This is a genomic window from Micromonospora sp. NBC_01796 (assembly GCF_035917455.1).
Lineage (GTDB): Bacteria > Actinomycetota > Actinomycetes > Mycobacteriales > Micromonosporaceae > Micromonospora_G.
Map to the genome: position 1 here is coordinate 1,404,346 of NZ_CP109078.1, position 14,956 is coordinate 1,419,301.

Below are 14,956 nucleotides of genomic sequence, written 5' to 3' on the forward strand. Positions count from 1 at the left end.
CCGCCCGGACCGGGAATCGGCAAACCGGCGGGGCTGCCGCCGACGGGAACGGGGGACCGGGAATCGGCAAACCGGCGGGTTGCCGCCGACGGGGGGACGGGGGACCGGCACGCCGGCGGAAGGACACCGCCCGCCGTGGATCAGCCGTCGGGCGGCACTCGACCGGGCGACGCACAATTGCGGGATGGTGCTCCCCCTCCCCCGGCCCGCCGCCCTGCTCGACCTGACCAGATTCGCCGTCGGTCAGGCCGTCGGTCAGGCCACCGACGCCGCGACCACGCTCGCCGGTCTGCCCGCCCGCGCGATCGGCGTACTCGACCAGGCCGAGGAGCTGGTACGGCGGATCGGCACCGTGCTGGACCGGGTGGAGACCGCGCTGGACCGGATGGAGTCCACACTGGAGCGGACCGACCGGATCGTCGGGGCGACGGAGAAGGCCGTCGACCAGGTGCAGACGCTGACCGCCCGTGCCGCCGCCCCGATCGACGAGGCGAGCCGGGTGGCCGCCGCCGCGGCGGTCGTGGTCGCCGAGGCGGAACTCGTCGCTGGCAGGGCCGCCGCCACCATGGCCCGGGCCGAGGTCACCATGGGTACGGTCGACGAACTGCTCGGCGCGTACGCCGTCACGCTGCGCAAGGGTGCCCCGATGGCCAGCCGTTTTGTCGAGCAGCTCACCCCGGAGGAGGTCGACGCGGCGATCCGGCTGGTGGACGAGCTGCCCAAGTTGACCGGGCACCTGACGGCAGACGTACTGCCGATCCTGGCCACCCTCGACCGGGTCGGCCCGGACATCCACGACCTGCTCAACGTCACCCGCGACCTCAAGCTCGCCATCGCCGGCATTCCGGGCCTGGCCATGCTGCGTCGGCGCGGCGAGAACCGGTCCCCGGACGAGAGCTGACCCACCGGTCAGCGGAAAGCCCGGTCAGCGGATGTAGTCGCCGAGGACGGCCGGGGTCAGCCCGGCGGCGTGGATGGCGTTCAGCGCCGCGATGAGGTCGTCCACGAACCGGTCGCGGAAGTGCATCAGGATGATGTCGCCGGGGTGGATCTTGTGTTCACCCTGGTAACGCACCTTGCCCTTGTCGACCGACTCGGTCCAGAAGAAGGCCGCCTTCAGACCGCAGTCGTGCACGGCCCGCAGGGTGGTGCCGTCCTTCTCCCCGAACGGCGGCCGGAACAGCACCGGGCGGCGGCCGTACAGCGTGCCGAGCCGGTCGGCGGAACCGCAGATCTCCCGCTTCTGGGTCGCGTACGACTTGCCCCGCAGTCCCTGGTGGGTGAGGGTGTGCGCCTCGATCGCCACGTTGGGCGCGGCGAGTTGGAGTTGCCGGAAGTAGTCCGGGTTCTCCTTGATCGCGTCGATGGTGAGGAAGAGGGTCACCGGCACCTGCGCCTCGGCGAGCAACTGCCGCGCCTCGGGCCGTTTGATCCAGCCGTCGTCGATGGTCACGAACGCCACCGGCTGGGTGGTGGGGATGCGCGAGTACCAGCCCGCCGAGGCCCCGGCCGGTACGGTCACCGGCTCCGGCACCGGCGCGGCCGGGAAACGCGGCAACCTGGCCGCGTAGACGCCGACCGGGGTGGCCGCGACGGTGGGCCGGGCGGTCGCCGTGGCGGTGGGTGCGACGGTACGGGCGAGCCGGGCGGTCGCCGGGCTGGTGGTCGGTCCGGGAAACGCGACCACGAGCCCCGCCAAGGCCAGCACCACGACCAGTCCGACCGTCCACTGTGGCTTACCCCGGCCCGGCGCCCCCGTGGGCCCGCTACCAACGCTCATGTCGCGGGAGCGTACGCCGAGTCTGTCCGGGTGTGGTGACCCCCCGGGACGTCACTTATCGCAGCTAGGCGACCACGCCCGGACGGCGAAGGTCGTCGATCTCGACCACCTCGCGCCCGAGCGGCCAGAACGCCGCCGGTACGAGCTTGAAGTTGGCGATACCGAACGGAATCCCGATGATCGTGATGCAGAGCGCGACCCCGGCCAGTACGTGCATCAGCGCCAGCCACCAGCCGGCCAGGATCACCCAGAGCACGTTGGCCACGCCCGAACCCAGTCCGGCGCCCGGCTTCGGGGTGAGCGTCCGGCCGAACGGCCACAGCGAGTAGTACGCCAACCGCAGCGACGCCACCCCGAACGGGATCGTCACGACCAGGACGAAGCAGATCAGCGCCGCGATGCCGTACCCGATGGCGAGGACGATGCCGCTGCCGAAGATGAGCCAGAGGAGATTGAGGATGAAACGCACCATGCCCTCATAGTGCCCAACCCCCGCCACCGGGGGCGGCGAACGCCGCGGCTCAGTGCCCGGGGCGGGCGGTGGCGGTGGCAAAAAGGGCGTCGATCTCGTCCCGTCGGGGCAGCGAGCCGGAGGTGCCGACGTGCCGGGCGCAGGCCGCACCGGCGGCGCAGGCCCAGTGCACCGCGTCGACCAGGTCACGACCCTCGCCCCAGGCCACGGCGAGCGCGCCGGTGAAGGCGTCACCGGCACCGGTCGTGTCGACCGCGTCGACCGGAAAGCCCGGGATGTGCGCGGTGGTGCCGTCCCGGTCGCCGTACCAGGCGCCGTCGGCGCCGAGGGTCAGAACCGCCCGGGGTACGGCGTCCAGCAGCGCCCCCGGATCCTCCCGGCCCGCTCCGCTGACCGCCTGCGCCTCATGCTCGTTGACCACGAGGAGGTCGACCAGGTCGAGCAACTCGGCCGGGAGTTCCCGGGCCGGGGCGGCGTTGAGCACCACCCGGGTACCGGCGGCACGGGCCGCGGTGGCCGCTTCGAGGACCGTTTCGAGCGGGATCTCGAGCTGGGTTACCAGCACGTCCGCCCGGCGTACGGCGGAAAGCTCCGGTTCGGTGAGGCCGACGAACGCGGCGTTCGCGCCGGGCGCCACCACCACCGTGTTCTCGCCGTTGGCGTCGACGGTGACCACGGCCACGCCGGAGGCGCCGTAGACCACCCGCAGTTGGCCGGTGTCCACGCCGGAGGCGGCGATCCGCGCCTTCAGCGTCACCCCGAACGAGTCCGAGCCGATCGCGCCGAGGAAAACACCGGAGGCACCGGCCCTGGTCGCGGCGATCGCCTGGTTGGCCCCCTTGCCGCCGGGCACCATCACGAAGTCGTTGCCGAGCACCGTCTGCCCGGCCGCCGGCAGGACCGGGGTCATGGCCACCAGGTCCATGTTCGCGCTGCCCACGACAACAACCCGGGGCCGACTCATGGGCACCTCCTGCTGGTGGGACGCGGACCATGATTCTAGAGGCGGCGGTTGGGGTGGTTTTCTGGCAGGCTGCCTGGATGGGAAAGACGGCAATCGGGGTCATGTACCGCTGCGACAGCCCCCCGGAGCAGCTCCCGGCCTACGCGCGTCTGGTCGAGCGACTCGGTTACGACGAACTCTGGGTGGTCGAGGACTGCTTCTTCACCGGAGCGGTCTCCGCCGCGACGGTCGCCGCCTCGGTCACCGAGACGATCCGGATCGGTATCGGCATCCTGCCGGCCGCGTTCCGTAACCCCGCCCTGGCCGCGATGGAGTTGAGCAACCTCGAACGACTCTTCCCCGGCCGGATCCTGCCCGGTTTCGGCCACGGCATGCCGGACTGGGTACGCCAGGTCGGTGCCCACCACCCGTCCCCGCTGGCGGTGCTCGGCGAGACCGTCACCGTCGTACGCGCCCTGCTGGCCGGTGAGACGGTCACCGTCGACGGGCAGTACGCCAAGCTGGACGGGGTGAAGCTGGCGTTCCCGCCGGCCGAACCGCCCCCGATCTCGACCGGCGTACGCGGCGCGAAGTCGCTGCGGCTGTCCGGGCAGGTGGCGGACGGGACGATCCTGGCCGAGTGCGCGAGCCCGGCGTACCTGCGGTGGGCCAGGGACCTGATCGACGCCGGCCGCGCCGACGCCGGCCGGAACGACGACCCACACCGCCTGACCGTCTACGGTTTCCTCGACTTCGACTCCGATCGGTCGTACGCCCGTCAGGCGATCGCCGGCCGTTTCCTCGGCGGTCCGCCCCTCTCCCCCGCCGACGACGACCTGGCCGAGGAGATCGCCGCCCTGGTGGCCGCCCACCCGAAGGTGGAAGACCTGGCCGGGGCCCTGCCCGACCACTACGTAGACCGCTTCGCCATAGCCGGCACCCCCGACCAGTGCGCCGCCTCCCTACAGGCCCTCACCGACGCCACCGCCGACTCGATCATCTTCATCCCCCCCACCGACCCCCAACTAGCCGTAACCCAAATAACCCTCGCCGCCCCCACCCTCCTCCCCGGATAACCCCCGGATCACCTAGTTGATCATGAAGTTAGCGACGGTTTCCGCGCCGAAAAGTGTCGCTAACTTCATGATCGACGGCGGGTCGACGGGGGTGGGGGGGGGGGTGGGGGGCGGGGGTGGGCGGGCTTTGGCGGCGGTCAGTTTGCTGTCGTTACGCCGGCTCGCTCGGCCCAGGAACTGCCGGAGAGGTGGCCGCCTGCGGCGGGGTCGTGTGCGGGCAGGACGGCGAGGTTCGGGTACCGGCCGCGCAGGGTGTTGATCGCGCGGGTCGTCTCGCGCAGCCGGGCGCGTTCGCCGACGCCGGGGATGTGTCCGTCCTGCATGAGGTGCACGTCGTAGGTGACGTCACCGACCATCAGCAGCGGGGTCGCGCCGGGCTGGCGTACGAGCAGCGACAGCGAGCCGGGGGTGTGTCCCGGTGTGGGCAGCAGAACGAGAGTGCCGTCGCCGAAGAGGTCGTGGGCGGCGGTGAACGGTGCGACGGCCGGGTCGTTCGTCGCGCGTGGCGTCACCTGCCGCCAGCGCAGACCGGGCAGGTTGATGTGACTGGTGAGCATGCCCCGGTTCTCGGGGTTCGGCTGGTGCAGGTCGTCCCACTCGCGCTGGTCGACGACGATCTCGGCGTGGCTCAGCTCGGACAGGCCGCCGATGTGGTCCTGGTGCAGGTGCGACAGCACGACGGTGTGCACGTCGGCGATGTCGTAACCGATGCTGGCCAGTCGGGCAGTCAACGTCTGGTCGGAGTCGATCTGGAACCGGGCGAGCCGCCGGTAGATCAGCCCGGTCAGGCCGGAGGTCGGGAAGTAGTTCGGGTCGGTGACCGAGGCCCGGTCCTGCCCGGTGTCGAACAGGACGAGACCGTCCTCCCGCTCGATCACGTAGACGTTGATCGGTCGTGGGTCGGTCCACCGGCGTGAGGTCATCAGCCACCACAGGAACGGGGTGCCGTTCGACCGGACGTGCTGCGGGCGGATGTCCACCGTGCCGGTGCTGACCACCGAGACTGCCTTGATCGGGTTGCTGAGCTTGGGCGCGACCGCCGCGTTCTGTGTCATGACATTAGATTACACGACACACAATCCTCGGCAAGCCCCGGGCGCACTCATGTAGAGAAAGAGGGGCTATCCCGAGTCGGATAGCCCCTCTTTCTCTACAAAAGCGGGTGTTCTCGGCAGGGGGGCGACGCGCCCCCGGCAGGTCAGCTCGTGGGGAAGTTGTCGGGGGTGCGGGTGCGGTCGCGGATCCAGACGCCGGCCGGCTTGAGTACGGCGGTGCCGGCGTACGTGGTGCCGTTGCAGGTGCCGGTGTTGAAGACGGCACCGGACCGGAAGTCGTCGGAGAAGTTCCAGTTGACCCAGCTGATCTGCTTGCTGGCCATCAGATCCAGGTACGCCTGCGCCTGGGTGAAGTTGTTCGCGCCGTCACCGGAGGCGGTCTGGGTGCCGAACTCGGTGACGAACATCGGGATCCGGTCGGCGGCCCTGCTCAGCGCGTTCAGGTACGACGTGCCGTGCGAGGCGGCGTAGAAGTGGAAGGTGTACATGATGTTGGTGGCGTTGACCGGGTTGTTGACCACCTCGGTCTCGCTGGCACCGTCGGAGAGCCCGAGCGAGGACCAGGCGCGGGTGCCGACCAGCACCACCCCGTCGGGGTCCTGCGCGCGGATCACCGGGATGATCTGCTCGGCGTACGACTTGATGGTCGACCAGCCGACGCCGTTCGGCTCGTTCGCCACCTCGTACAGGATGTTGGTCTTGTCCCTGTGCCGGCTGGCGATCTCGGTGAAGAAGGTACGGGCCCGACTGAGGTTGAAGTTCGGGTCGCCCGGATCCAGCATGTGCCAGTCGACGATCGCGTAGAGGCCACGGGCGGTGGCCCGCTCGATGAAGTCGTGCACCCGGTCGGTGAAACCGCGCGGGTCGGTCTCGTAACCGTCCTCCTGGATGTACATCGAGATCCGGAGCACGTCGGCGCGCCAGTCGTTGGCGAGCGCGTCGAGGGAGTTGTTGTTGACGCACTGGGCGTACCACTGGATGCCGTGCGTGCTCATGCCGCGCAACTGGATCGGGCGCCCGTACTGGTTGCAGAGCTTGACGCCGCAGACCCGGAGCTGGCCGTTGATCGCCGCCGGGGTGGTGCCGCCGCCCCCGCCGGAGGCGGTGGTCGCGGTGACCTGGTTGCTCACCGCCGACAGGTTGCCGGCCGCGTCCCGCGCCCGGACCGTGAAGGTGTACGCCGTGGCGGCGGCCAGCCCGCCGACGGTGCCGCCGGTGCCGGTGACCGTGGTCGCGAGGGTCCCGCCCCGGTAGATGTCGTACCCGGTCACCGCGACGTTGTCGGTGGCGGCGTTCCAGGCCAGCGAGACACTGGTCGAGGTGACCGAGGTGCTGCGCAGGTTGCCGGGGACGGTGGGTGCCTGGGTGTCGCCGCCTCCTCCGCCGCCGGTGCAGGAGCCGCCGTTGACGGTGCAGTTGGTCGGGGTGCCGGTGCCCGACACGGTGAAGCCGAAGGTGGTGCTGGCTCCGGCGGCGAGGGTGCCGTTCCAGGACTGGTTGACGAAACTGTGGCGGTTGCCGGAGGTGGTCCGGGTCGCGTCCCAGGAGCTGCCGATGGTCGAGCCGGCGGCCAGGTCGAACTCGACCCGCCAGCCGGTGATCGTGCTGGTCGTGTTGTTGCGGACGGTGAACAGGGCCTCGTAGCCACTGCCCCAGTCCTGGGTCTTGGTGAAGCTGGCGGTCGCCGCGTACGCGCCCGGCGCCACCAGCAGACCTGCGGTCACGGCCAGCGCGGTGGCGGACACCAGCGTCGCCAGCCGACGGAATCTGTTCATCCTGTTCCCCTGACGATCGGATCGACATGACGACACGTATCGATGGAGGAACAGTAAATTTAATTAACAGTCACGTCAACATGACGACACTTGTCCATATTTGGCGGCACCGGTCGGGCGGCTCAGGCGGCGCGGGCGGTGAAGCGGTCCCCGGAGCGTTCGACGGTGAGCGGCAGTCCGAACGTACGGGAGAGGTTGTCCCCGGTGATGGTGTCGCCGACCAGGCCCTGGGCGACGATGCCGCCCTCGCGCAGCAGGAGCGCGTGGGTGAAGCCCGGCGGGATCTCCTCCACGTGATGGGTGATCAGCACCAGGGCCGGGGCGTCCGGGTCCCGGGCCAGTCCGGCCAGCCGGCCGACCAGATCCTCGCGCCCGCCCAGGTCGAGCCCGGCCGCCGGCTCGTCCAGGAGCAGCAACTCGGGGTCGGTCATCAGGGCACGGGCGATCTGCACCCGCTTGCGCTCCCCCTCGGACAGGGTCCCGTAACGCCGGTCGGCCAGCCCGGCGACGCCGAACTGGTCCAGCAGGGCCCGCGCCCGCGCCTCGTCCACCGCGTCGTAGCTCTCCCGCCACCTGCCGACCACCGACCAGGCCGCGGTCAGCACCACGTCGCGTACGGACTCGTCGCCCGGGATCCGCTCGGCCAGCCCGGCCGTGGTCAACCCGATCCGGGTCCGCAACTCGGCCATGTCGGTGCGGCCGATCTTCTCACCGAGCACGTGCACCGTGCCGCTGGTCGGGTGCGACCGGCCGCCGGCCAGATTGAGCAGGGTCGTCTTCCCAGCGCCGTTGGGGCCGAGCACCACCCAGCGCTCGTCCAACTCCACCCGCCAGCTCAGGTCCCGCAGCAGGAACGCACCGGTGCGGACCACGTTCACCCCGGCAAGGTCGATCACCAGGTCGTCGCTGGCCGGGCTCGGGTTCGGGCCGGTGGCAACGGCACCGGCGACGTTGTGGACCAGGTCAGTAGGCACCCGTCCATCCAACCACGCACGCGTCGCCGCCCCCCACGGACGGCGGCCTCCCCGTAAGGTGGGGCGCCGTGTCATTGATCACGCTGAACGGACCGGAGGTCCACATGGGCGGACGCGGCGAGGGGGTCGCGTGAGCGCGGTCATCGAGATACACGGGCTGCGTAAGAGCTTCCGCCCCCTGAGGGGCGAGCCGAGGGTCGCACTCGACGGGTTCGACATGCTGGTCGAGGCGGGGCAGGTGCACGGTTTCCTCGGCCCCAACGGCTCGGGCAAGACCACCACCCTGCGTACGCTGCTCGGCCTGGTCCGGGCCGACGCCGGAAGCATGCGGGTGCTCGGTGAACCGGCGCCGGAACGGCTGCCGGCGGTCGCGCCCCGGTTCGGTGCGATCGTGGAGAGCCCGCAGTTCTTCGGCAACTTCACCGGCCGGCGCACCCTGCGGCTGCTCGCCACCGCCGGTGGGGTCGAGCCGGTACGGGTGGACGAGGTGCTCGAACGGGTCGGTCTGCGGGACCGGGCCGAGGACCGGGTCAAGGGTTACTCGCTCGGCATGAAGCAGCGGCTGGCGGTCGCCTCGGCCCTGCTCAAGAACCCGGAGCTGCTGATCCTCGACGAGCCGGCGAACGGGCTGGACCCGGCCGGGATCCGCGAGATGCGGGACCTGGTTCGCGACCTGGCGTCGTCCGGGGTCACCGTCCTGGTCTCCAGTCACATCCTGGCCGAGATCGAGCTGATCTGCGACCACGTGACCATCATCTCGCGGGGACGGCGGGTCACCTCGGGAACCGTCGGCGAGGTGCTGGCCGGCTTCGACCGGGGCGAATACCTGGTACGGGTCGACGACCCGGAGGACCGCGCCACGGAACTGATCACGGCCGCCGGGCACGACGTGGTCACGTACCCCGACCGCCTGGTGGTCTCCGGGGTGTCCGATCCGGCCGCCCTCAGCCGCATCCTCGGCGAGCAGGACCTCTGGGTACGCGAGCTGACCCCGCTCACCCCGGACCTGGAGAGCGTCTTCCTCGAACTCACCGGAACCGTGCCGCAGCAGGGCAACCCGCACCAGGTCGACGACTCGGTGCTGCCGCAGCGCCCGGACACCGGCTACGGACCGGCGGCGCAGATCGAGCTGGGCTCCACCGCGGGACCGGACGACGGGAAACCGCCGGCCGCCATCGGGGCGGGAGCGCCGGTCACCACCGACGAGGGGACGAAGGCGTGAATCTCATCCAGGCCGAGTTGGAGCGGCTGGGTGCCCGACGTTTTGTCCAGCTCATGCTGGCGGTGCTGGTGGTCGCGTTCGCGATCACCGTCGTCACCACCATCGCCGGGTCGCGCCAACCCGGTGCGGGCGAGGTCGAACGGGCGCGGGTCGCGGTGCAGGAGCAGATCGACGCGAACGAACGCTGGCTGCGCGAGTGCCGGGAAACCCGCGAGGAGAACCCGGAGGAGTTCCGGTCCAACTACCCGGTCGACTGCGACGAGATGTACACCCGTACGCCGCAGATCGAGGACTACCTGACCGGGGTGTTCGTCTTCGAACGGCAGATGCCGGGGCTGGTCTACTTCCTGATCACGTTCCTCGCGCTGTTCGGTTTCCTGGTCGGGGCGTCGTACATCGGTGCCGACCTGAACTCGGGCGGGATGACCAACCTGCTGCTCTGGCGACCGCAGCGGCTCACCGTGCTCGGAACCAAGCTGGGCACCCTGCTCGGTGCCGTACTCGGACTGTCGATGGTCTCCTCGGTGCTGTACCTGGGCGCGTTCTGGTTGGTCGGCCAGACGCGTGGTTACCCCGGCATCCTGGACGCGGACTTCTGGAACACGATCCTGACCACCACGGTCCGGGGGTGGTTCCTGACCCTGCTGGTGGCCGCGCTGGGCTTCGCGATCGCGGTTCTGGGCCGGCACACCGCCGCCGCACTGGGCGTGCTCGCGGGTTACGCGGTGATCTGGGAGGGCGGCGGCCGGATCGTCATGGAGATCATCGACGCCCCGCGCCCGGACGTCCTGATGCTCTCCACCTACGTCGGCGCCTGGGTGCTCGGCCAACTCCACCTCACCGACCAGGGCTTCGTCTGCGACCCCGGACCCGCCGGCTACTGCCAGGTCACCCAGTACGTGCTGGGTTGGCCGGCGGCGCTGCTGGTGCTGCTGGTCGTGGTGGGCGCTTTCGTGCTCGCCTCGTTCGCCAACTTCCGCAAGCGGGACCTGGTCTGACCGGGGAGGGGCACCCGGTCTGACCGGGTGCCCCTCCCCTGCTCGCTACCGACCGTGCCCCTGCTGCCGCCCGTGAGATCAGAGGCGGGTGAGGCGGACGGCGTCGGCGATCACGTAACCGGTGCCGGAGGCCCAGCGGCTCACCCCGACCTTGTTGGCGTCGCCGGCGGCGAGGGTGAAGGAGCCCAGCGAGCGCCACTGCCCGCCGCCGGTGCGTTGGTTCACGATCACGGTCTGGTTCCCGCTCGGCGTCGCCACCACGTACGGGGTGGAGTCGTTGTAACCGGGGTCGGCCGGGTACCAGACGTCGACCCGGTAACTCGCCGTCGCCGGCACGTTGAACCGGTACCAGGCGACGTCGCTGGCGGCGACCGGGTTGGCGTACCGGTAGTCGACCCCCTGACGCTGCGCGGAGTACGTCGACACGCCCCAGTTGGCGCTCGCGGTGAACCGGCCCGAGGTGGTGTTGTCCACGGTGGCCGTCCAGCCGCCACCGCCGCCGCCACCGGAGCCGGTGACGTACTGCATGTAGGTGGTCCAGTTCCAGTTCGGGCCGGGGTCGGTGTGGGTGGCACCGGGCACCTGGTTGTGCCCGATGATGTGCGACCGGTCCTTCGGGATGCCGTACTTGTCGCACAGGTGCCGGGTCAGCGCGGCGGACGCCCGGTACATCGCGTCGGTGAACCAGGACGCCTGGTTGACGTAACCCTCGTGTTCGATCCCGATCGACTGGGTGTTGTACGTCCAGTTGCCGGCGTGCCAGGCGATGTCCTTGTCGCGTACGGACTGGGTGACGGCGCCGTCGGAGGAGCGGAAGGTGTAGTGGGCGCTCACCCCGGCGGCCGAGTTCTGGAACCAGTTCACCGTCCCGGCGTACGAGCCCTGCGCCACGTGGATGATCACGTAGTTGATCGGGTACGCCGACTCGCGACTCGACGCGGTGTAGTTGCCGGAGTACGCCGGCGCCCAGGCGGCCGGGCCGTAGTCGGTGCTGAGGGTGCCCACCCCGCCGGTGCCGGCGTTGCCGGAGGAGCCGAGCGGGGCGACGGTGGCGTACCCGCCCCGGTGCGGCGAGACGGTCCGGGGGGCGACCGACGTAACGGACGGGGCATTGAAGCCGGTGCCGAGCAGGTCGTACACGGCGTCGGCGTAGAGCCGGGCAACGGCCGGGTCACCGGCGCCGCCGTACCGGACGACCGGGAGGTACCAGTGGTCGACGTCGGCGCGCTGGGTCGCGTCCAGCCCGGCGGCGTCGGCGTACGAGCGCAGCACCGCCGCCGCACCGAGGATGTTGGCCGTGCTGTCGGTACGCAGTACGGCCGGGTCGAGGCCGGTGAGCGTGGCCGCCAGGTCCAGGGTGCGCAGTTTCGGATTGTTGGTCAGGTGCATGACGCCGTACCCGCCGGACGCGCTCGGGGCGCCACCGTGCCCGTCGAGCCGGGTTTCGGCGTAGCCGAGCGCGGCGAGCAGGTCGGCCGGCACCTGGTACCGCGCCGCCGCCCGGTCGAACGCGCCGGCCAGCGGCGACCGTGCCTCGGCGCCGGCCACCGGACCGTTGCCGGGAATGTCGGCCGGGCCGGCGGCCAGCGCGGGTTGGCCGGCCGGACCGGCGGCCAGGATCAGGGTGGCGCCGAGCAGGTAGCTCGCACGCCGTAAGGGAAACCGAACAGTCACCGTCACTCCTCCCCAGGGGATCGATGATCCTAAATCCGGATCACCGGATGACGGAACGCTATAGTGCGACGTTCGTCGATGTCGAGGGAGCTTGGGTAACCACGGGGTAACTAGCCGACGGTCGAGCCGAACACCTCGTCCCGGACCGCGTCGAGGGCCGTACGCAGCGCGCCGCGCAGCACCGGCTCGTCGGTCAGCTCGGTCACCACCACCCGTGGCGTGACCAGGGTGATCGCCGCGACCTCGTGCTGCACCCGCTCGGCCAGGGCACTGCCGCCGGCCTGACCGACCTCGCCGGCCAGCACCACCAGCGGCGGGTCGAGCACGACGCAGGTGCTGGCCACCCCGAGCGCGAGCCGGCGGGCGAGTTCGTCCAGCAGTTGACCGCCCTCGGTGCCGGCGGCGATCGCGGCCCGTACCGCGTCCGCGGCGGTCTGGGCCCGGAAGCCGTGCTCGCGGGCGACCACCCGGACCGCGTCGGCGGCGGCGAGTTGCTGGAACGCGGGCTTGGCCCGGCGGGAGACGTCACGAGGGATCGGTGCTCCGGGCACCGGCAGGTAGCCGATCTCGCCGGCCGCGCCGCTGCTGCCGTGGTGCAGCTTGCCGTTCAGCACGATGGCCAGGCCGACACCGACACCGACCCAGACCAGGACGAAGTCGTCGACGCCCCGGGCGGCACCGGACTGTGCCTCGGCGAGGGCGGCGAGGTTGACGTCGTTCTCGAACACGACCGGGGTGTGCAGGTCCTCCCGGAGGGCGGCGAGCAGACCCCGGTGCCAGCGGGGCAGGTTGAACGCGAAGGTGATGTCGCCGGTGGTCGGGTCGACCAGACCGGGCGTACCCAGCACCACCCGCCGTACGCTGCCCAGCGACGCTCCGGCGCTGCTCGCCGCCTGGACCACCGCGTTGTGTACGACGCCGACCGGGTCGTCGGTGTCGCGGGTGGACTGTTCCACCCGGCCGATCACCTTGCCGGTGATGTCGGCGCAGGCGGCGACCACCCGGTCCGGGCCGACGTCCACCCCGATCACGTGCGCGCTGCCCGGCTCGACCGCGTAGAGCTGGGCGTTCGGCCCGCGCCCACCGGCCTGCTCGCCGACCCGGATGACCAGCCCGCGCTCCTCCAGCCGTTCGACGAGTTGGGAGGCGGTCACCTTGGACAGCCCGGTCAGCTCGCCGAGCTGCGCCCGGGTCAGCGGCCCCTGCGAGAGCAGCAGTTCGAGCGCGGCGCGGTCGTTGAGCGCGCGTAGCAGCCGGGGCGTGCCGGGTAGCCGGGTGGAAGCCATTCAGGTCCCCTAATTATTAGTAAAGTTTGTTATTAGATGGGTTAGCCTTTACCGAGTAGCCGTAGCGTAACGGCCAGTCGGTGCTCCGGCGGTAAGCCGACAGGGCACCGGTTGGTCACGAGATGGCCCTGCTTGGTGCGACACTCGGACCAGTGGTGGCCGCGAAGAGGAGACAACGTGGGGACTGATCCAGGGCTCCGCCGGTTGGCACTGCGTACCCTGCTCGCCGCCTTTCCCGGCGACTCGCCGCCCGACTGGGCGCTCGGCCTGGTCGCCGACGGGCTCGCCGGCCACACCCTGTTCGGGCGTAACGTCACCGACCCGGCCCAGGTCGCGGCCAGCACCGCCGCCCTGCGCGCGGTCCGCCCGGACGTCCTGATCGCGATCGACGAGGAGGGCGGCGACGTCACCCGGCTGGCCCACGCCACCGGCAGCCCGTACCCGGGCAACGCCGCGCTCGGCGCGGTCAACGACGTCGGCCTGACCCGGCGGGTCTACCAGGCCATCGGTGCCGAACTCGCCGCCGTCGGGATCAACGTCAACCTGGCCCCCACGGTCGACGTCAACAGCGCGGACGACAACCCGATCATCGGCACCCGCTCGTTCGGCGCCGACCCGGTCCGGGTCGCCGCCCACTCCGCCGCCGCCGTCGCCGGCCTCCAGTCGGTCGGGGTCGCCGCCTGTGCCAAGCACTTCCCCGGTCACGGTGCCACCATCGCCGACTCGCACTACGAGTTGCCGACCGTCGACGTACCGCTGGACCTGCTCCGGGTCCGCGACCTGCCGCCGTTCGCCGCGGTGGTCGCCGCCGACACCAAGGCGATCATGACCGCGCACATCCGGGTGCCGGCGCTGACCGGCGACGGTCCGGCCACCTTCAGCCGGGCCGTCCTGGTCGACCTGCTCCGCCGCGAATACGGCTTCGCCGGTGCGGTGATCACCGACGCGCTGGAGATGAAGGGCGCGGCGCTGGCCGCCGGTGGCATCGGCCCGGCCGCGGTCCGCGCCCTGGGCGCGGGCGCCGACCTGCTCTGCATCGGCGCCGACGTGGACGCCGCCCTGGTCGAGGAGGTGGCCGCCGAGATCGTCGCCGCGCTGCGCGACGGCCGGCTCTCCACCGAGCGGGTCGAGGAGGCCGCCGGTCGCGCCGACGCCCTCGCCGCCTGGACCCGGGCCGCCGGGACCGCCGAGATCACCGCCGGCAACCTCGGGTACGCCGCCGCGAAGCGCGCGGTACGGGTCGAGGGGGTGCTGTCCGGCCTGGACGATCCGCTCGTGGTGCAGCTCGTCTCCAGCTCGACGATCGCGGAGGGGCGGGTCCCCTGGGGCCTCGGACCGCACCTGGGCGGCACCGAGCAGTTGCCGCTGGTGGCCGCCGAGACCGACCCGGAGACGCTGGCGAAGCTGGCCGACGGACGACCGATCGTGCTGGTCGGCCGGCACGTGCACCGGCTGCCGGGCGCGGCCGACCTGATCGAGGCGCTGGCGGTCGACCAGGCGGTGACCGTGGTGGAGATGGGCTGGCCGTCGACCTGGCGGCCGGCGGGCGTACGCGCCTTCGTCACCACGTACGGCGCGAGCCACGCCAACGGCTGGGCCGCCGCCGACACCCTCGGCCTGGCCGGCTGACCGCCTCCGGCCAGCCCGACTGACCTTCGTCGGGTCGCGACACCGACGAACGGAACAAGACTGCGGCCACCT

Annotated in this window: 12 protein-coding genes and 1 pseudogene; 5 read left to right on the top strand and 8 right to left on the bottom strand. The window is 71.2% G+C overall.

The annotated features are described in order from the left end of the window. Positions 1-184: 184 nt before the first annotated feature. Positions 185-901, top strand: a complete 717-nt coding sequence (locus OIE47_RS06465; RefSeq protein WP_326560581.1) for a hypothetical protein — start codon at positions 185-187, stop codon at positions 899-901. A gap of 24 nt (positions 902-925) precedes the next feature. Here OIE47_RS06465 and OIE47_RS06470 read toward each other — a convergent pair whose 3' ends face one another. The 3 genes from OIE47_RS06470 to OIE47_RS06480 all read right to left on the bottom strand — a co-directional run bounded on the left by OIE47_RS06470 (position 926) and on the right by OIE47_RS06480 (position 3,216). Beyond that, positions 926-1,780, bottom strand: a complete 855-nt coding sequence (locus OIE47_RS06470; RefSeq protein ID WP_326560582.1) for a polysaccharide deacetylase family protein — start codon at positions 1,778-1,780, stop codon at positions 926-928. A 64-nt stretch (positions 1,781-1,844) separates the two neighbouring features. Continuing rightward, positions 1,845-2,252, bottom strand: coding sequence for a YccF domain-containing protein (locus OIE47_RS06475; protein ID WP_326560583.1), 408 nt, complete (start codon positions 2,250-2,252; stop codon positions 1,845-1,847). A 49-nt stretch (positions 2,253-2,301) separates the two neighbouring features. Beyond that, positions 2,302-3,216 (bottom strand): ribokinase, encoded by a 915-nt coding sequence (locus tag OIE47_RS06480; RefSeq protein WP_326560584.1) that lies wholly within the window; start codon positions 3,214-3,216, stop codon positions 2,302-2,304. 77 nt (positions 3,217-3,293) lie between these two features. Between OIE47_RS06480 and OIE47_RS06485 the strand changes: the two genes are divergently transcribed. Then, the gene (locus OIE47_RS06485) at positions 3,294-4,271 is read left to right on the top strand and encodes an LLM class flavin-dependent oxidoreductase (protein WP_326560585.1); all 978 of its coding nucleotides are present in this window, start codon (positions 3,294-3,296) and stop codon (positions 4,269-4,271) included. Positions 4,272-4,408: 137 nt separating this feature from the next. On the opposite strand, the gene OIE47_RS06490 is transcribed toward OIE47_RS06485, so the two are convergent. The 3 genes from OIE47_RS06490 to OIE47_RS06500 all read right to left on the bottom strand — a co-directional run bounded on the left by OIE47_RS06490 (position 4,409) and on the right by OIE47_RS06500 (position 8,150). Further along, positions 4,409-5,326 carry an N-acyl homoserine lactonase family protein gene (locus OIE47_RS06490; RefSeq protein ID WP_326560586.1) on the bottom strand — a complete coding sequence of 306 codons (918 nt, stop codon included), beginning with the start codon at positions 5,324-5,326 and terminating at the stop codon, positions 4,409-4,411. Between the two features lie 143 nt (positions 5,327-5,469). Beyond that, positions 5,470-7,101 (bottom strand): cellulase family glycosylhydrolase, encoded by a 1,632-nt coding sequence (locus tag OIE47_RS06495; protein WP_326560587.1) that lies wholly within the window; start codon positions 7,099-7,101, stop codon positions 5,470-5,472. Positions 7,102-7,223: 122 nt separating this feature from the next. Further along, positions 7,224-8,150 carry an ABC transporter ATP-binding protein gene (locus OIE47_RS06500; RefSeq protein WP_326560588.1) on the bottom strand — a complete coding sequence of 309 codons (927 nt, stop codon included), beginning with the start codon at positions 8,148-8,150 and terminating at the stop codon, positions 7,224-7,226. Positions 8,151-8,205: 55 nt separating this feature from the next. Between OIE47_RS06500 and OIE47_RS06505 the strand changes: the two are divergent. Together OIE47_RS06505 and OIE47_RS06510 are read left to right on the top strand one after the other, a co-directional pair. Then, a pseudogene (locus OIE47_RS06505) lies at positions 8,206-9,186 on the top strand (ABC transporter ATP-binding protein); the annotation flags it as partial. Positions 9,187-9,293: 107 nt separating this feature from the next. After that, positions 9,294-10,295 carry an ABC transporter permease subunit gene (locus OIE47_RS06510; protein ID WP_326560589.1) on the top strand — a complete coding sequence of 334 codons (1,002 nt, stop codon included), beginning with the start codon at positions 9,294-9,296 and terminating at the stop codon, positions 10,293-10,295. A 78-nt stretch (positions 10,296-10,373) separates the two neighbouring features. Here the strand turns inward: OIE47_RS06510 and OIE47_RS37990 are convergent, their stop codons facing one another. Both OIE47_RS37990 and OIE47_RS06520 read right to left on the bottom strand, forming a co-directional pair. Further along, positions 10,374-11,300 (bottom strand): golvesin C-terminal-like domain-containing protein, encoded by a 927-nt coding sequence (locus OIE47_RS37990; protein ID WP_442792135.1) that lies wholly within the window; start codon positions 11,298-11,300, stop codon positions 10,374-10,376. Between the two features lie 779 nt (positions 11,301-12,079). Beyond that, entirely contained in the window at positions 12,080-13,255 is a 1,176-nt protein-coding gene (locus OIE47_RS06520) for an ROK family transcriptional regulator (protein WP_326560591.1), read from the bottom strand. Between the two features lie 177 nt (positions 13,256-13,432). On the opposite strand from OIE47_RS06520, the gene OIE47_RS06525 reads away from it, so the two are divergent. Further along, positions 13,433-14,884 (top strand): glycoside hydrolase family 3 protein, encoded by a 1,452-nt coding sequence (locus OIE47_RS06525; protein ID WP_326560592.1) that lies wholly within the window; start codon positions 13,433-13,435, stop codon positions 14,882-14,884. Positions 14,885-14,956 lie beyond the last annotated feature (72 nt).